The sequence below is a fragment of the Aureispira sp. CCB-QB1 genome (genome assembly GCF_000724545.1).
Classification (GTDB): domain Bacteria; phylum Bacteroidota; class Bacteroidia; order Chitinophagales; family Saprospiraceae; genus Aureispira.
On the sequence record NZ_JHBV01000008.1, the window covers coordinates 24,948 to 41,963 of the forward strand.

A 17,016-nucleotide genomic window follows, 5' to 3' on the forward strand; every position below is an offset into this window, starting at 1 on the left:
CAGCATATTAGTCAACTTATAGGTTTGATGTACCTAGTCGCGAACTACTGGATCAGAAAATTACAATAAATATACTAACATATTCTGAAAAGCTGTACTTTTAAACTTTTACTTCTATAATAGTCTATCGAAAGAACTTAGTAGAAGTAATTTTAAATTGTATTAACTTGATTATTAGTAAAATGGGTTTTGTTTGTTCCTGTGATAACATTTTAGTAATCAGTAAATAATAAAATTGATATGGAAAAACAGCCGAATAATCCACTTCATGGAAAAACGTTACTGAATATTTTGGAATACTTGGTTGAAATTTATGGCTGGGAGCACTTGGGATATAAAATCAATATCCGTTGTTTTAATCACGACCCTAGTATTAAATCTAGCTTAAAGTTTTTGCGTAAAACTCCTTGGGCGAGAAAAAAAGTAGAAGCTTTGTATATTCAGACAATTGAAAGGTAAAAAATGATAACAATGGAAAAATGTCCTTGTGGTAGCCAACAAACTTACTCTAATTGCTGCGCTCCTTTTTTAGAAGGGAGACAAAATGCACCAACAGCAGAAGCGTTGATGCGTTCAAGGTATACGGCACATGTAAAAGGGGAAATAGATTATATTATCCATACGGTTCACCCTGATAGAAGAGCAGACAGCGATCGAAAAACAATTGAAAGTTGGGCTAAAGAAGCCGATTGGAAAGGTCTGGAAATTCTTCAAAGAACACAGGGCTCAGAAAAAGATGACGTAGGGCGTGTTGTTTTTAAAGCACATTACAAATATCAAAATCTCCTGAAAGTACATACAGAAGATTCTTTGTTTAAGAGGGTCGAAGGAAAATGGTATTTTGTGGAAGGGGTAGAACCTAAGCGAATTTATACTAAAACTTCAAAAATTGGTCGCAATGATCCTTGTTCTTGTGGAAGTGGAAAGAAGTTTAAAAAATGTTGCGCGAAAAAGGGAGGCTTTTGAGTGAATTATTTTTGTTGAATTGCTGTTGTTTTCGGTACAGTAGTTTGTGATAATTATATTATTTTACTATCTTTTGCTACAAAATTGCAATAGTTTGTTGAAACCATACAGTAGCAGCGAACCGAACTATGCGAACGCACGTAACAAGGCTAGCTAAATGCAAAGCGCTCACGAAGTAACCAACGACCACGAAGTAGCAGCGAACCGAGCATAGCGAGCTCACGACCGTAGGGAGTAACAAACCCAGCTTACTGGCTCATGACCGAAGGGAGTAACTAAGCTAACTACTAAAATTAATAACCTAGAACTTTTAAAGATGACATTTATAGAAGCAATTCAGGCCGATTGGATTTTTTATGTAGTGAATATTTTAGTTTTTATTGTTGTTGTATTGGTAACTTGGTTGTATGTTCGAGGACAACAAATGGAGGCTATTGCTAAGTTACAAGCTCAACTTCAACAAATCCAATTGCAACAAAATGATAAACTGTTTTCTTTAGAAGATGAGTACAAGCTCAAAAAAGAACGTTTGCGGTTAATTATCAAAGATATGGAAGCACAATTGCAAGCTAAAGATGTCACCATGCTTCAATCTAGGAGAAATGAGTTGAGCAACGTTTTTGTGATGGAATATAGAGAAACGATGCATCGATATGCTCGTTTAGCAGATCAATATTATGAATTGCATCCGCCTAAATATCAAGAATTTGTGCGCAACTATATTTTCCCGTTTTTAGATACAAGTAGAAAAGTACTAGCGGCAACAAATGCGCCTGTTGTTATGTCTACTTTAGGTGAAACTACCCCCATCCAATACAGTTACAAAGACTTTGATTTTGCCTTTGATATGATTCGAAAACATCCCACGTTTAATTTCAAAAAAGAAATGATGGCGTACTTAAAGGCTTTGGGTTTTTCTAAAAAAGATTTGGATTAAAAGTAGGTGCTTGGAATTTAAAAATTGGAGAAGCAACCAAAAGTAATTTTAATCGCATGGGAATATCCACCAAACAAGCAGTCACAAAGGTTTTATATTGGCAACAAAAGACCATAATTATTTTGACTTTTATAATATTGGTATTTTGGGGACTTGTGATTAGTGATGTCATTTGGGGCTTTCAATATGACTATATCAAAACATACTACAGATCAACATTGTGTTATATCGTAGCCTGTTCCTTAGCAACATATACCAATTATCTCTTATACAAAAGTTGGAGTTCGTTAAAGAATTATCAAGAAAGTGAATATATAGCTGACTTGGAACTTGCCTTTAGAAAACAGCGTTATTTTTGGATGGTAGGTCCCCTTTTGCTGCTGTTTTTTCTGGTCGTTTTAATTGGCTCAATGATTTTTTCTTTCCTTGCAATTATTTGATTTAGTAGCAGGGCAGCTAACTATTTAAGCATAATGATACATTAATTTTCTAATAAGTAAGAGGTCAGAAAAAATAAGAACAAAAAATGGGATTATTTTTTTGCTAATCAAAGAAGAAAAAGGAAGGCTTAGCGAGCTAAGACAAGTTTTTCTGATGAAGAGTAGCACAAAAAGAAGGCTGTTTTACTTGCTATTATTACTTATAAATGGCGAATAATAATTTACTAGATGACAATACAATTCAGTCAGAGCATAAAAGCAGCTGTTTTGTTGAAATCAAACGAGTCGAAGTTTGGTTAAGCATATTATCTGCTCTAGGGTTTGTTATTGGCACATTACTTTGCCTGATTGGGCTTTCTATTTTTATAGATGACGACTGGTCTACGATCATAATTGTGCTAGAAATAATGGCATTTGTTCAGGGGTGCCTCTTTATTTACTGGAGTTATGTAACCTTTCAATATACAAGACAAGTAAAATGGTATCAACCAGAAAGCCTCTCTAACCGTATGGAGCATTTGTTGGAACAAAATAGCCATTTGTGGAGGGCAACAGCCTTGCTATTCTTAGGCTTGTTTGCCATGCTGATAGTAGCAGGAATAGGAGGTCTTTGGGGATAGTGAAAAAGAAGCCAATCAATGGGTGGATTGGCTTCTATCGATTAGGTATTTACAAGCTTTCAGGTGTTAAATGCCTGAAATGTGTAAAAGGATAATCGGCGCTTGCCTGATTAGGAGGCAAATGACCTACGTTGCCTTTTCGCATCCAATAAATGAAGCTAAGGATAATAAATCCTAAAAGGAACGTTCCTACTATCAAGGCAATGGGGGTGATAAAGAACTCCATAAGCAATGATTTTGAGGGATCAGATAAATGGGAATACGAAACTATACTATGAACTTGTTAGTAATTCGTTGATTTTTTGATAGTTATATAAAATTAAAACAAAAAAAGCAATTTTCATAGTAATAGCGAATTCTATTTTTATAAAATGTGAACATAAAGTCCTGAAAAAGAGCTGTGTTTGAAAGGTAGCAAGAGCACAAACTCTTTAGTGAGCCTTGTTTGAGTGCCTATTGAGATTGTTTTATGAAATGCTGAATTTATTTGATGAGAATAAAGAACAGGGAGGTTAGTAAAACATAAAAAGCACTGCTTTCTAAAAAAAAACAGTGCTTTGGGATATTTATATAGAATTATTTTTAGAATTCAGTCGCTTCTAATTCTTTTTCTTGACCTTTAAATGCTGCCATAGGTTTTAATCCTAATAATTCAAACATCATTTTATCTTGGTCTACATCTGGATTTGGTGTGGTTAATAATTTTTCACCAGCAAATATAGAGCTAGCACCTGCCATAAAGCACAACGCTTGTTCTGTAATAGGCATCTCTTGGCGTCCAGCAGAAAGGCGAACTTGAGATTTAGGCATGATAATTCTTGCAGTAGCAATCATTCGAACCATGTCCCAAACTGACACTCGTTCTTGATTTTCAAGAGGCGTACCTTTTACGGCAACTAATGCATTGACAGGAACAGATTCTGGATGTTTAGGAAGGTTAGCTAGAGTGTGTAGCATAATAATTCTGTCCTCTGCGGTTTCTCCCAACCCAATGATTCCACCACTACAAACATTTAGCCCTGTTTCTCTAACATGTTCTAAGGTATCCAAGCGATCTTGATATGTTCTAGTTGTAATGATTTCTGCGTAATGTCCTTCAGAAGTATCTAAGTTGTGGTTGTAAGCGTGTAAGCCAGCTTCTTTTAAGCGTTCGGCTTGCTCTTTGGTCAACATACCTAAAGTACAACATACCTCCATACCTAGAGAATTTACGCCTTTAACCATATCAATAACACGATCAAACTGCTTGTTGTCTTTTACATTTCTCCAAGCAGCTCCCATGCAGAATCGAGTAGAACCATTTTGACTCGCAATACTTGCTTTTGTCATTACTTCGTCTAATGTTAATAAACGTTCAGGTTCCAAGTCGGTATTATGATGAATCGATTGTGGACAATAGGAACAGTTTTCAGGACACCCACCTGTTTTAATTGACAAAAGAGTAGATACCTGCACTTCGCTAGGGTCGTTGTTTTCACGATGAATTGTAGCCGCTTCATAGATTAATTCTAAAATTGGCTTGTTGTAAATGGCTTCGATTTCTTCTCTTGTCCAGTCATTACGTAAACTCATAGTACTTATTTTAATTTGAAGGTTTGATGATTTGATGATTTGGATAGTTATTTACCCATAAACATTCAAATCCGTTAACTAAGACCATTGGTTAAAACATACGGTCTTGTCTAATTTTCATTATTTTATAAAAATCGTATCTTTTATTGATTAATATCGTCCATTAATTTTTTTTGGAACTCTATTAGATAGCATCATAACAATGTTTATTGAAAAGGTGCTTCCATCGATTTTTTCAACTTCGTCAGACAAAAGTAATTAATAAAATTCAACTTGCAACAAGTTTTTTCTTGATATTTTACTCATCTCGTTGAGACAGCAAATCTTTTAAAGGTAAGTTACCTGGAAAATAGTCGTGATACAAAATTCGTTGAGCTTGGACAATATGCCTTTCTGTATGATAAACTAAGATTTTGAGCATATCACCCAACTGTATGCTTACTAGTCCTAAGAAAGCTGCATAAACACGAGTTTTTTGCAAATTGATTAAACGAGCATCTTGAAGCATAGAATAGAGGGTATCTTGATTTGCTAAAAATTCTTGAACAATCGCTTTGCCTTCCAATTGGCTAGATGAAATACTTCTTGGATTATATTTAGAAGGCGATTCAATTTTGCTTTTCATTTGATTATCAAGATTAAGGCGAAACTTGCTAGCGTAATAATGTCCTAGCCATCCTCTAGTAAATTTTGCTTGTGGTTTGCTTTTTTTTGACTTTGAATTTTTAATAGCTTTGAGTGTTGCAGGAAAATAATAATCAGCAACATAGTTTAAGTGCAGCAAGCATTCTGCGATGCTCCATTTTTCTTCATGCTCTCGCCAATTCAATTGTTCCGAGCTCAAATTGGCAAAGTCTCTAGCAACAATTTCAGATAAACGTTGATTCAATCGCTCTAATTCTCGCAACAGTGTTATGGTCTGTACAGTTTTCGGCATAAATTTTTAGACTAGTATTAAAATATAATTCCTATTACTAATAAATACAAACCAGTACCCATTGCAACAAGTCCTGATGTTACTTTGTAAGGAGTAAGTCGTTCGTACATTTCTGCACTTTTAGCTCTTGCATCTTCACTTAGTTCATCCAATAATAAATCTTGAAGTACAGGATAACCTAAAAGAAATCCCATTACAATACAAGAGGCAACACAAGATATATATACAAGTCCCCAAATCAAACCTATTCTAAATGCTAGCGCAATATTTAGTAGTTTCAGAATGCCAAGAATAAGAGATGCAGCCCCAATTCCAGCTTCATAAGGTTTGATTTTTTTTATAAGATTGGCTGCGTCTGGAGATTTTTTGACAACAACAGATGCAGCGGCCAGCATTCCTGTGATAATTGCTAATAAGGGAAGGAGTAATCCACTCATGAGATAACATTATTTTAAGTTATAATAAGAAAATAATTAACAATAGTTCGTTGAAACCACGAAGTAGTAGCGCAGTTAACTAAAAGCGCAGCGCCCACGAAGTACCACATAGTGGCAGCGAAGCTAACTAAAAGCAAAGCGCTCACGAACTAATCAACGAACTACTAAATTAAGTAGTACGAGTAATAACGATTATTACAAAACGTAGTACCTACAATAAACCTATAATGAAGTTGTATGGTTCGCGACACGGTCTTTTTTCCTTTTATTAACATGATTAAAAAATCGAACAGTTCGCTTTTTATAAATTCTATGATCGTTTCGTGGCAATCGTTAATGGTTTCATTTTTAGAGCACAATAAAAGCCTACGCATAAAACAACACTATTCTGCTCTAAAAAGACCTCATATTTAAGCCCCAAATTACAAAATTATATACTGGAAGTTAGGAATAAACTATTTACTTTCCAATACTTAATGGATTAGAAATCTTTTCAAAAGATTTTTTTGAGCAATAAAATAGACCTAAAACGTTATAGACGTTATTTTTTAGATAAAAATGTCACTTTAAAAAAATAAGCTTCTATGATTATTTTAAAGAATAGATAGAAAAGGTTTAAATTTTTATGGCAAACTGTTTTTTTTATACTACTTTTGCGGCACATTTAAACCATTTTTGCGAGAAGATAGCCACTTTTAGTAATTCAAATAGTGTTGTATGTGCATTTTGAAGAATGAATTTAAAAATATAATACTATTTAAATGCGTGGGAAAAAGAACATTAAATTAGAAGTATGGCAAGAATAGTGGTCATCATTCCTGCTTACAACGAAGAAAATTCAGTGGGACGTGTTATTCAAGATATTCCAATGGATCTTGTTCAGGAAGTTATTGTGGTGAACAATAATTCGAATGATGAGACGGCAACGGTCGCAAAATCAGCAGGTGCAACAGTACTGCATGAGCAACAACAAGGATACGGTTTTGCTTGCCTAAAAGGAATCGATTATCTCAAAAAAATGGAGCAAAAACCAGATATTGTGGTTTTTCTGGATGCAGACTATTCAGATCATCCTGAGGAGCTACCACAAATAGTGGCACCAATTTTGAAAAGCGATGTAGAGATGGTTATTGGTTCAAGAGCGTTGGGAGACAAGGAACAAGGTTCGATGACTCCGCAACAAGTTTTTGGCAATTGGCTAGCAACAATGCTCATTAAATGGTTTTATGGAGTCGTTTATACCGACTTGGGACCCTTTAGAGCAATAAAATATGACAGACTGATAGACTTGAATATGTGTGATGAAACCTATGGTTGGACAGTAGAAATGCAAGTAAAGGCAGCAAAACAAGGACTTAAAACTACTGAAATTCCAGTCTCTTATCGAGTACGAGTAGGAAAATCTAAAATCTCAGGAACTATCAAAGGAACTATTTTAGCAGGTTATAAAATTATTACAACAATATTCAAATACAAATAAACGTGGAAATATTTATCATTGCGTTGTACGTGCTTCCCCTCATTTTTATCTTTCTTTATAGCTGTGTGCAATTGCACCTTGCCATTAGCTTTTGGTGGAGACGCCGAAAAGAGAATAACAATGCCGTAATGACGGACGATTTTGTGCCTACAGTAACGATTCAGCTACCTGTTTACAACGAATTGTACGTTGTAGAACGCCTTTTAGATGCTATTGTTTTGTTAGACTACCCTAAAGAAAAAGTAGAAATCCAAGTCTTGGACGATTCTACAGACGAGACAGTTCAAATTATTGCCAACAAAATCAAAGCGTTGGAGCCTTATGGGTGGAACATACAACATGTTCGCCGCCCAGAGCGAGTTGGCTTTAAAGCTGGTGCGCTTGCCTATGGTTTGACCATTTCTAAAGGTGAATTTGTGGCTGTATTTGATGCTGACTTTATCCCTCATGCAGATTTCTTGAAGCGCACAATTCCTTATTTTAAAAATGAGAAAATTGGTGTGGTTCAAACGCGTTGGGAACACATGAATAAAAACTATTCGTTTTTGACTCAAATGCAAGCTTTGGCATTGGATGCGCATTTTGTGGTAGAGCAAATGGGACGTAACATGTCAGGACACTTCATGAACTTTAATGGCACGGCTGGTCTTTGGAGACGTGCTTGTATTGAAGATGCAGGTGGTTGGTCTTCCGATACTTTGACAGAAGATTTGGATTTGAGTTACCGTGCTCAGCTAAAAGGTTGGGTATTCAAGTATTTGGGAGATGTAACAACTCCAGCAGAGTTGCCTGTGGCGATGAATGCCTTCAAAAGCCAACAGTTTAGATGGACAAAAGGAGCAGCAGAATGTGCTGTTAAGAATTTGCCTAGAGTTATGAAAGCCAAAGATTTAGGCTTTGTAGATAAGTTGCACGCTATTTCGCATTTGATGAATACGGGTATCTTTATTTGTATTTTGCTACTTTCTTTGAGCAGTATTCCTTTAGTTTGGGTACAACACGTTCATCAAGGAGATACCTCAATTTATAATGATATCTTGGGATATGCCGCTTTGGGATCGTTAAATATGATTATGGTTTCTCTATTTTTCTGGTTGTCTTATGAGCATACCAGAGGTGGATTTTCGATTAAAAACTTATTCTCTTTTGTCATTCGTTTTCCTTTCTTTTTAGCGTTATCAATGGGAATGGCATTGCACAATGCAATGGCAGCCTTTGAAGGATATATTGGTAAAAAAACACCTTTCGTTCGTACGCCTAAATTTAATTTGGAAGACAAAAAGCAAAAAGGTTGGGGAGCTAATAAATACCTATCTAAAGGAGTGAGCCCAATTGCTAAAGTAGAATTATTATTAGCTTTGCTATTCTTGTCAACAATTGTTGTTTCAGTTTCTTATGGAATAGTAGGTATGTTGCCATTCCATATCTTAGTGTTCATAGGATATACTATCATTAGTGGTTATTCTTTTGTACATGCCAGAATGATGGGATAGAAGAAAAGAACTTACAGAAGATTTTTATATAAAAAATACAATAAACACTAGCTTTTTTAAGGCTAGTGTTTATTTTTGCCCCTATGGGAACTAAAATGGCGCTGTATTGTTAAGTAAAGGGTCAAAAGAAGCCGTAAAATATTTTAGTCAGCTTCTGGATAATTACTTAAAATTTCAATCGAAAATTACTCAGAAAGAATAATTCCATTCTGAATACTTTTCTATAGAAGTATGTCTATTTAAGAAATGCTTGTAAAGTGCTATATTTCTTGGGTTATGATTTAAAACAATAAGAATGAACAACAAAAAACACACGATAACGGCAGCTCTACCGTATGCAAATGGAGCATTGCATTTAGGACATTTGGCAGGTGCTTATTTGCCAGCAGATATTTATGCACGCTTTCTACGGTTGCAAGGAAAAGACGTTGTGTTTATTTGTGGTTCAGACGAGCATGGTGCTGCGATTACAATTCGTGCCAAACAAGAAGGGAGAACACCACAAGATATTATAGATACTTACCACAATTTGAATAAGGAGACTTTTGAGCGTCTAGGAATTTCCTTTGATAAGTATCACCGTACTAGTGCTCCATTGCACCACGAAACGGCACAAGACTTTTTCAAGAAGTTGCTTGAAAAGGGAGGTGAGTTTGATGTTAAAGAGTCAGAGCAATATTACGACGAAGCTTTTGATCAATTCTTAGCCGATCGTTATATTATTGGGACTTGTCCTAAATGTAATCACACAGAAGCTTATGGCGATCAGTGCGAAAACTGTGGATCGACTTTGTCACCAACCGATTTGATCGAACCTCGCTCTACTATGAGTGGAAAAACACCAGTTCTAAGAAAAACAAAGCATTGGTACTTTAGATTGGATAAACACGGTGATTGGTTGAAAGAATGGGTTAAAACAGGAAAGGTAGATGGAGTGCAATTGCATGATCCCAAAACTTGGAAGTCACATGTAATTGGACAATGCAATTCTTGGTTGAATGATGGGGAAGGCTTGCAGCCTAGAGCAATTACTAGAGATTTGAGTTGGGGAATTCCTGTGCCTGTAGAAGGAGGAGAAGGGAAGGTGCTGTATGTTTGGTTTGATGCTCCAATAGGGTATATTTCTGCAACAAAGCAATGGGCTTTGGAGAATAATACGGACTGGGAGTCCTATTGGAAAGGAGATGATGTAGAGCTAGTGCATTTTATTGGAAAAGATAATATTGTTTTTCATTGCATTGTGTTCCCTGCCATGTTGCATGCTCATGGAGATTATGTATTGCCTAAAGCAGTTCCTGCCAATCAATTTTTGAACTTAGAAGGACGAAAATTTTCTAAATCTAAGGGCTGGGTAATTGAGCAGCATGAATATTTGAAAGATTTTGAAGCTTTCCCAAATAAGGAAGATGCCTTGCGTTATGCTTTGATTCGTACTTTGCCAGAAAACAAAGATGGTGATTTTAAGTGGGACGAATTTGTGGCATTGCATGATAATGAATTAGTGGCTAATTTAGGGAATTTAATCAACCGAGTCATTAACTTAACACATAGTTATTATAAAGGAGAGGTGCCCGCAGCAGATGCTTCCATATCTATCAAAGATGTAGAGGATGAAAAAACTATAACACTAGGGGATGCCTATAAAGTTTTGTTGTCTAAAGTAGCGCATTTAGAAACTTGTATTTTGAATTATGAGTTTAAAAATGGCGTGCAAGCTCTTATGGATATTTCTGCTTATGCTAATATTTTATTGCAGCGCAATGAACCTTGGAAAGTTTGGAAAACAGAGCCAGATTCGGATTTGGTGAAAGGCGTTATGAATTTAAGCTTACAGATTGCAACGGTCTTGAGCGTTGTGAGTCAACCGTTTTTGCCTTTTACAGCAGCTAAATTGAGAACCTTATTGGCTTTAGAACCATTACAGTCTGGTGATTTTGATGTGTTGAAACAAGTCTTGAAGCAAGGAGGGCATTTAATTCCTGGAGGACATAAAATTAATGCACCCGAATTGTTATTTGCTAAAATCAATGATAGAAAAGATAAATCTAGGTTAGCGTTGATTGAATTGCAAAAACAAAAATTGGAAGTGTTAAAAAAGAAAATGGAGGCATTAAAAGCACAAGCAGAAAAAGAGCCTGAGCAAGTAAAAGAAACGTGCGCATTTGATGATTTTACAAAAATAGATTTCCGAGTAGGAACTATTACTGCCGCAGAAAAAATTAAAAAAGCTAAGAAGTTACTTAAGCTGACCGTTGATTTAGGATTTGAGACTAGAACAGTTGTGTCTGGTATCGCGTTGCATTATGAACCTGAAGAGGTTATTGGGCAACAAGTGACTCTAGTTGCTAATTTGGCACCACGCAAAATGATGGGAATTGAGTCGCAAGGAATGATTCTAATGGCAGAAAATGAAGCGGGCAAGTTGATTTTTGTGGGACCTCAAGAAGCAGCAATTAACGGAGGTGTAGTCCGATAATATCGTAAACTTTTTTATAGTCTAACTGTTTAGTTAAGGAATGATTACTCTTTTGGAGTAGTCATTCTTGCTTAACATAAGTTGGGCAACACTCCAAAATACAGATTCCCGCAATGAAGAAAGTTTTTCTTGTTCTTATTAATTTATTCCTATTTAGCCAGATAATGTCGGCGCAATTATTGAAAGAATATGTACGCTCTTTTTCCTTAAGAAATAGCGATACGATTTTGATTGATTTGCAGATTCCCTATGAAATTATTGATTGGGATCGAAAAATTGTGCGGACATTCACGCAGATAGAATCTTTTAGTATGTCCGATGAGTTGCTACGAAAGTTGGCACATAAAGGACATTATAGTGTTCGAGGGAGACGAAAGAACGAAATTTTGAGGATTTATATGCCCAAAGTAGATCAGAGAATTACGGTAAAAGGAGAGGTGCTAACAGATCAAGTTATTGCTCAGATTTATGTGCCAGAAGGATTTCCTGTTCGAGTGATTTGCAATAGCAAAACTCCAACAGAGCAGTTGCAAGATTTATGGTTACAGCAAGAAGTGTTAACTCGTCGTTTGAATTACCCTATTCGCAGGGCTATTAATGCAGATTATTATGCAGAAGTAAGCTTTCAAGAAGGGCAAATTATTGAGGCAACTGAGATAAAAGGAACCAAACGTTTTATTGCTTTGACGGTACTTGCTGATGGTCAAGAATATAAAACAGTTAGCCGAATTGGACGCTTATATGATGTAGAAGAATTGGTTAATCAAGAAGTCGTTTTTGTAGCACATAGCTTTGCAAAAGAGCTAAGAAATCGTCCCAATGAAGGTATGGTTTTGATCCATGAAAATGAAATAGGTGATTTGGTGTTGATGCAAAAGTCAGATGTACCAGATTTTCTTTTTTCTGCGGGCTTGTAGTGATTAAAGAGATTCGGAATGGCATCTTTATTTTTTTACAACAATTGTTTCCCAGCCATCGTATTCTCCATCATATTTCTTTGCTAATACTTGCAAACTGGAGGTTTCAGCACTAATATTCTCCATATCAGGCAAGCCATTTTTCCAAATTTGGATACTATATAAATTTTCTCGTTCTTCTACTTTTTTATAGCCTTCGATTGTATAACCTAGTTGCTCAAGTTCAGATATACACTCTTTTAATTTTGTTTCATCATGAAACCAAAGCCAATGATCAATTCTTCTTTTTTCTGTTAATAGATCCCCTGCATCGTAAAGAGCTTTTACAACTTTCTTATTGTACATATAACCCAATATTTCTTCACTAGGGTATAAAAATTCAGTATAAGCCTTCCATTCAATGTCCTCTTTAATGGTGATCTGCGATTTAAAGCCAGGGTAATTTTTTTTATAAAATTTTTGAAGCTTTTTCTCTAAGTTCTTATCTGATTTGATATAATAATATCCTAATCTTTCATAATTATATGTAAAACTGCCAACATAGATAATTTCAAAATGCTTTTTTAATAAAGCTTCTAGTTTATCATTTATCTCATAAAGCGTTTGAAGCATCTCCTTGTCAGGAAACCCATCTTCTCTATTGCTTTTGTAAGTAACGCCTGTTATTAATAACTTAGAGTATTCTTTTAATGGAGCTTTTTCTATTAAGTCCATTCGCAATATTGTAGAACCGGGGTTGTCATCTTCGTAAGCTGCCATATAAGCATCCCAAGTTCCTTCATCATCTTGAGCAGATAGAAGAAATGTAGAAAAAAGGCATAAGACTGCAAGGAAAATAGTTTTCATAGGTTTAGATTTAGCAATAGTTCGTTGAAACCACGGAGTAGTGGCGAAGCTAATTAACGAACTACTAATTTAAGATAGACAGAATATTGTAACGATAAATTTTTTTAAGGATTCTCAGAGTTTAAATAAATCTGTTTTGCCTTCAATTCAAGAATATTTCATATTAGGTGTAAATGTAACAAGATTTTGAATTTTCCAAATCAAAATTTTAACAACTGGGCTCTTTAGAGGGATTTAAACATATAAAAAGGCAGCGAAAACAATTTCAACTGCCTAATATATGGATCGTTAACATTTTTTTAAAAAATAGCAGCGCTATAACAAATCTCCCATAGTATCAACATCAATAGAACCATGAGAGGCATTATAAATAGCTTTTCCCTCTTTGACTAGAATCATTTGAGGCGATTGATGCTCTATATTTAGTTGATCTGCAATAGCGTTCGACACATCTCTGTGGGCGATTAAATCCAAGTAATAAGCGTCAATATCCAAATCCCAAAAACGTTCTACACTCTTTTTAGCCATCAAACTAACAGAGCAACGTGTACTGTGCTTGAATAGGGCAACAGGTTGTTCATAAGAGGCTTTTAAAGCAGTTTCTAGATCATTAATATTGTTAAGCTCTTTCCATTTCATTGACTTATTGGTTTTAAATGCGATACGCTGTGATAAAAAGTTCTGATTTTCTTGATATAGTACTGTACTGACACCTAAGGAGTGTAGCAAGTTAATCAACGAAATACTACGATAAAGTATCTAGTAATAATTGAAATTCTGATTTGAATCAGAATGGATCTACTGTCTTTTATTAGACATTATTACGAATTAATTTGTATGGCTAAAAAATAGCATTTTCCAATTTCTCTGCGTTGAAAAAAGACTCAAAGCCCTACGAGTATGCTCGTTTTTTTCGCCTTGATAAATTGGAAAATCAGTATTTTTATTAAAAAATAAACAAGACACTATACAAAGATACGCAAGTATTTTTAATCTTTGTAAGCATAATTATAACAAAAATAAAATAGAAAGGTTTTATAAAATTATTAGAGCGAAAATGGATTACGTTGAAATTGGACGTTTTAGAAAACCACATGGTTTAAACGGTGAAATCAAAGGAGATATTGATGAGCGTTTTTGGAATGATGTGGCAGATGTAGAGGCATTTTTTGTTGAAATTAAGGGCGAAAAAACACCTTATTTTATTGAGTATTTGAGAGGGAAAGGAACCCTGATTTTTAAGTTTGAAGATATTGATACCAAAGAAGCGGCAAGCCTATTCACTAGTCAGCCGTTATATTTGCGTCGAGACGATATTTCTTTGACAGAAGAAGAAATCAATGACACAGGATTAGAATTTGGCTATTTAGAAGGCTATGAGTTGCACTTAGAAGCTATTGGGAAAGCTGGAGTTATAAAATATGTCGATGAGTATCCTCAGCAAGAAATGGCAACTGTGCACGATGGTGAAAAAGAAATTTTAGTCCCTCTGAGAGCAGCTTGGATTATCTCTGTTGATAAAAGTGAGAAAGTTGTCATCATGGATTTACCAGAAGGGTTGTTAGATATTTAAGAACAGAATGGTTTTTAATTTCTATATGTGAAATTTTATATTGCTAATGATTGAAATGACTAAAAACAAATGACGCTATTTACCTTGAGTTTAATTTGGATTGGAACCTCCTCTTTGTATTCTTTTGTAAGAATGGGGTGGGACAAACAAAAAGCAAATCAAAAAGAATGGCGAACTTCTGAAAAACACTTCTTTATTGCTGCTGCGGTTGGAGGAAGTCTAGGGGTATTGTTAGGCATGCAGGTTTGGAGGCATAAAACGCAAAAATGGGCGTTTAAATTGCCTATTTATGGTATTGTTACCATTCAATTAATACTATTGTATTTCTATTGGTTTGTATGGCAATAAAAAATTAGGCGATATAACGTTATAGTTGGTTATATCGCCTAGAGTAAAAATCACCTATTCTATTGAATAGGATTTCCTTGGTCGTCAATCATATTACCTTCAATACTCCAAGCAAAATCTAAGGTGACGGTGCTTTTAAAGTAAGGAGCTTGCATATCAACATATTGATCGGCAACATAGCCCGCACCACCTTGTACGGTAGCCTGTATATGACAGCTCATGCAGTTGGTTTGCATACCCCAGTTGTTTAAATTACCTTGAATTTTGGCATAATCTGGACCATAGGTATCTGAGATGACTTGATTACCATGTGTAAATTGGCTACTAGAAAAACCAGCTTCTAAATAAGGGTTGTAAGCATAAACAGAAGTTACATCTTGATTGGAACCCCCTGTGTCTGGCTGTGCTTTTTGCACCATATTATAAGCAACAGCCATTGCGTAATGATTTGCTGCGGCATCTAATCCCGCATTAGTTCTAAGCCCTGCAATCAAAGGAGAACTTGGTGTCTGTGGTTGATCTGCATTTTCAGACCACCAGAAAGTTTGCCAAGTCCAACGAACGTTTTCTTTAGAAGTCACATGCATACCAACTAAAATAGCATAGTTCCCTTTTTGAGGGTTTTCACCAGGCAATTGAGGATTGTTTTTAATTTCAGCAGCTTGTGTAGAGTCTATTCTAAAATGAATAAAGTCATTGATCGAATAGATACGATTGGCAACATCCGTTTGACCATCGATCGTAACTTCTACTGTGTTTCCCCAATCAGAGGGTCCCCAAGAGCGTTCATTGTTACCACCTTCACCGGGCCAGACTTGCAAAACATAGTTCCCAGTAGCAGGATTAATCGTATCTAGGGTAGAGAACACTGGTTTTAAGGCAATGCCACCCAACGGAAATTCTGGAATAGCAGCCAGCTCACCTTCTTTTTTATAACTTTCTAAAACAGATTTATAAAACAGCTTCTTTTCGTAAAGATGTTCTGCGGCTGCGGGATCGTATTTTACAAAACCAAGCACACTAGCATCTGAAGGGTCCATTTTGTTGCTTCCATGTGTAAATTGGTTGAAATGCGTCAGTTTACCTCTATTGCGTTTTACATGGATTAATTGCGCATCCGAATTTTTATTTTTTAAGTTATACGCATTGATAATGTCTTCTGGAGTGTACCAAGTTTCAAAACGCCTTAATGGTTGATTATCGTGCATTTCGGAGGTTATTTCTGTTAAAGCTTGCCACAGTCCCCAACCGTGTTGGATAATACTTTCATTAGTTTCTAAATTATTGCCATCAACTTCAGATTTTAAAACCCAACCGTTGACAGTAGTAGAATCTGTCGGAAATGGCTCACCTGTGCTTAGTGTTGCTGGCATTGGAACAGGTGCAAAGCCATTGGCAGTTAATGTTAGTTTAGGAGGAGGAGTTTCCTTATTGGGTTTTTCTGGAGTTTCGTTGCAAGCGGCTAATGCTACAAATAGAAAAAATAGTGCGCTTCCGATTTTAATTGTGATGTTGTTCATAGTAGTTGGTTGTTGGTTTGGTTGAAGAATAGGTGGTTGGATTTTAGGTATCTAATTGTTAATAAGTGATATATGTATTGTTAAAATGATAAAAATATACTATACTATTATTAGTAGTTGGTTGATTTTTTACTTCTCTTAGCAAAAAACGAAGAAAGTTTATTTGTATTTAGTTGATAATTAGTGTTTTATGTTTTAAGTGTTATCGATTTTTAATCGATTAATTATCAGTATGTTAGAACAGTGAAGGTCTGTTTTATATTTGAGATGTGGTAGGAGAAAAATACTTGTTTGGGAAAAGTAGGTATTTTTACGGAGTGTGTCAGAAATAAAAAAGCCCTGTCTCTAGTGAGGCAAGGCTATGAAGGATATAATGTATTTTTATTTAAGTAAGTGGGCAGAAAAAAATATAGCTAAAAAAATAGACTTATTTTTAGTGCTAGTCAAAGAGAAA

The 17,016-nt window shown here is 35.4% G+C and carries 17 protein-coding genes; 10 read left to right on the forward strand and 7 right to left on the reverse strand.

Features of this window, described 5'->3' with window-relative positions; translation table 11 throughout:
* The first annotated feature begins 240 nt into the window (after positions 1-240).
* The 4 genes from CG11_RS03190 (at position 241) to CG11_RS03210 (ending at position 2,963) form a co-directional block, all read left to right on the forward strand.
* Complete coding sequence (locus tag CG11_RS03190; RefSeq protein ID WP_052593065.1) at positions 241-459, forward strand: VF530 family DNA-binding protein; 219 nt, start codon at positions 241-243, stop codon at positions 457-459.
* A gap of 12 nt (positions 460-471) precedes the next feature.
* Positions 472-966, forward strand: coding sequence for a YchJ family protein (locus CG11_RS03195; protein WP_052593066.1), 495 nt, complete (start codon positions 472-474; stop codon positions 964-966).
* 316 nt (positions 967-1,282) lie between these two features.
* Complete coding sequence (locus CG11_RS03200) at positions 1,283-1,903, forward strand: hypothetical protein (RefSeq protein ID WP_052593068.1); 621 nt, start codon at positions 1,283-1,285, stop codon at positions 1,901-1,903.
* A gap of 646 nt (positions 1,904-2,549) precedes the next feature.
* Positions 2,550-2,963, forward strand: a complete 414-nt coding sequence (locus tag CG11_RS03210; protein ID WP_052593072.1) for a hypothetical protein — start codon at positions 2,550-2,552, stop codon at positions 2,961-2,963.
* 49 nt (positions 2,964-3,012) lie between these two features.
* Here CG11_RS03210 and CG11_RS30075 read toward each other — a convergent pair whose 3' ends face one another.
* From CG11_RS30075 to CG11_RS03225, 4 genes are all read right to left on the reverse strand, one after another.
* A complete protein-coding gene (locus CG11_RS30075) occupies positions 3,013-3,189 on the reverse strand; it encodes a hypothetical protein (protein WP_156039641.1) in 177 nt (58 codons plus the stop codon).
* Positions 3,190-3,545: 356 nt separating this feature from the next.
* On the reverse strand, positions 3,546-4,535 hold the full coding sequence (bioB, locus tag CG11_RS03215) for a biotin synthase BioB (protein ID WP_052593075.1): 990 nt from the start codon (positions 4,533-4,535) through the stop codon (positions 3,546-3,548).
* A 298-nt stretch (positions 4,536-4,833) separates the two neighbouring features.
* Entirely contained in the window at positions 4,834-5,472 is a 639-nt protein-coding gene (locus tag CG11_RS03220; RefSeq protein WP_052593077.1) for a DinB family protein, read from the reverse strand.
* Between the two features lie 17 nt (positions 5,473-5,489).
* Positions 5,490-5,909 (reverse strand): hypothetical protein, encoded by a 420-nt coding sequence (locus CG11_RS03225; protein ID WP_052593079.1) that lies wholly within the window; start codon positions 5,907-5,909, stop codon positions 5,490-5,492.
* Between the two features lie 793 nt (positions 5,910-6,702).
* On the opposite strand from CG11_RS03225, the gene CG11_RS03230 reads away from it, so the two are divergent.
* The 4 genes from CG11_RS03230 to CG11_RS03245 all read left to right on the forward strand — a co-directional run bounded on the left by CG11_RS03230 (position 6,703) and on the right by CG11_RS03245 (position 12,275).
* A complete protein-coding gene (locus tag CG11_RS03230; RefSeq protein WP_052593081.1) occupies positions 6,703-7,389 on the forward strand; it encodes a glycosyltransferase family 2 protein in 687 nt (228 codons plus the stop codon).
* Positions 7,390-7,391: 2 nt separating this feature from the next.
* Positions 7,392-8,882: a cellulose synthase family protein gene (locus tag CG11_RS03235; protein ID WP_052593083.1), complete on the forward strand. Its 1,491-nt coding sequence runs from the start codon at positions 7,392-7,394 to the stop codon at positions 8,880-8,882.
* 295 nt (positions 8,883-9,177) lie between these two features.
* Positions 9,178-11,358, forward strand: a complete 2,181-nt coding sequence (gene metG / locus CG11_RS03240; RefSeq protein WP_052593086.1) for a methionine--tRNA ligase — start codon at positions 9,178-9,180, stop codon at positions 11,356-11,358.
* Between the two features lie 113 nt (positions 11,359-11,471).
* Positions 11,472-12,275 (forward strand): hypothetical protein, encoded by an 804-nt coding sequence (locus CG11_RS03245; protein WP_081909447.1) that lies wholly within the window; start codon positions 11,472-11,474, stop codon positions 12,273-12,275.
* A gap of 27 nt (positions 12,276-12,302) precedes the next feature.
* On the opposite strand, the gene CG11_RS03250 is transcribed toward CG11_RS03245, so the two are convergent.
* Positions 12,303-13,121 (reverse strand): DUF695 domain-containing protein, encoded by an 819-nt coding sequence (locus tag CG11_RS03250; RefSeq protein ID WP_052593089.1) that lies wholly within the window; start codon positions 13,119-13,121, stop codon positions 12,303-12,305.
* A 315-nt stretch (positions 13,122-13,436) separates the two neighbouring features.
* Entirely contained in the window at positions 13,437-13,760 is a 324-nt protein-coding gene (gene ytxJ / locus CG11_RS03255; RefSeq protein ID WP_052593091.1) for a bacillithiol system redox-active protein YtxJ, read from the reverse strand.
* A 418-nt stretch (positions 13,761-14,178) separates the two neighbouring features.
* Here ytxJ and CG11_RS03260 point away from each other — a divergent pair, with 418 nt between their 5' ends.
* Both CG11_RS03260 and CG11_RS03265 read left to right on the forward strand, forming a co-directional pair.
* Entirely contained in the window at positions 14,179-14,694 is a 516-nt protein-coding gene (locus CG11_RS03260) for a ribosome maturation factor RimM (protein WP_052593093.1), read from the forward strand.
* 69 nt (positions 14,695-14,763) lie between these two features.
* The gene (locus tag CG11_RS03265; RefSeq protein ID WP_052593095.1) at positions 14,764-15,042 is read left to right on the forward strand and encodes a DUF1294 domain-containing protein; all 279 of its coding nucleotides are present in this window, start codon (positions 14,764-14,766) and stop codon (positions 15,040-15,042) included.
* Between the two features lie 59 nt (positions 15,043-15,101).
* On the opposite strand, the gene CG11_RS03270 is transcribed toward CG11_RS03265, so the two are convergent.
* Positions 15,102-16,562 (reverse strand): hypothetical protein, encoded by a 1,461-nt coding sequence (locus CG11_RS03270; protein ID WP_052593097.1) that lies wholly within the window; start codon positions 16,560-16,562, stop codon positions 15,102-15,104.
* Between the last annotated feature and the right edge of the window lie 454 nt (positions 16,563-17,016).

Excerpts from the sequence above, each read along its gene's own strand:
- CG11_RS03190 (WP_052593065.1), top strand. The coding sequence starts at position 241 with ATGGAAAAACAGCCGAATAATCCACTTCATGGAAAAACGTTACTGAAT.
- CG11_RS03195 (WP_052593066.1), top strand. The coding sequence starts at position 472 with ATGGAAAAATGTCCTTGTGGTAGCCAACAAACTTACTCTAATTGCTGC.
- CG11_RS03200 (WP_052593068.1), top strand. The coding sequence starts at position 1,283 with ATGACATTTATAGAAGCAATTCAGGCCGATTGGATTTTTTATGTAGTG.
- CG11_RS03210 (WP_052593072.1), top strand. The coding sequence starts at position 2,550 with ATGGCGAATAATAATTTACTAGATGACAATACAATTCAGTCAGAGCAT.
- CG11_RS30075 (WP_156039641.1), bottom strand. The coding sequence starts at position 3,189 with ATGGAGTTCTTTATCACCCCCATTGCCTTGATAGTAGGAACGTTCCTT.
- bioB (WP_052593075.1), bottom strand. The coding sequence starts at position 4,535 with ATGAGTTTACGTAATGACTGGACAAGAGAAGAAATCGAAGCCATTTAC.
- CG11_RS03220 (WP_052593077.1), bottom strand. The coding sequence starts at position 5,472 with ATGCCGAAAACTGTACAGACCATAACACTGTTGCGAGAATTAGAGCGA.
- CG11_RS03225 (WP_052593079.1), bottom strand. The coding sequence starts at position 5,909 with ATGAGTGGATTACTCCTTCCCTTATTAGCAATTATCACAGGAATGCTG.
- CG11_RS03230 (WP_052593081.1), top strand. The coding sequence starts at position 6,703 with ATGGCAAGAATAGTGGTCATCATTCCTGCTTACAACGAAGAAAATTCA.
- metG (WP_052593086.1), top strand. The coding sequence starts at position 9,178 with ATGAACAACAAAAAACACACGATAACGGCAGCTCTACCGTATGCAAAT.
- CG11_RS03245 (WP_081909447.1), top strand. The coding sequence starts at position 11,472 with ATGAAGAAAGTTTTTCTTGTTCTTATTAATTTATTCCTATTTAGCCAG.
- CG11_RS03250 (WP_052593089.1), bottom strand. The coding sequence starts at position 13,121 with ATGAAAACTATTTTCCTTGCAGTCTTATGCCTTTTTTCTACATTTCTT.
- ytxJ (WP_052593091.1), bottom strand. The coding sequence starts at position 13,760 with ATGAAATGGAAAGAGCTTAACAATATTAATGATCTAGAAACTGCTTTA.
- CG11_RS03260 (WP_052593093.1), top strand. The coding sequence starts at position 14,179 with ATGGATTACGTTGAAATTGGACGTTTTAGAAAACCACATGGTTTAAAC.
- CG11_RS03265 (WP_052593095.1), top strand. The coding sequence starts at position 14,764 with ATGACGCTATTTACCTTGAGTTTAATTTGGATTGGAACCTCCTCTTTG.
- CG11_RS03270 (WP_052593097.1), bottom strand. The coding sequence starts at position 16,562 with ATGAACAACATCACAATTAAAATCGGAAGCGCACTATTTTTTCTATTT.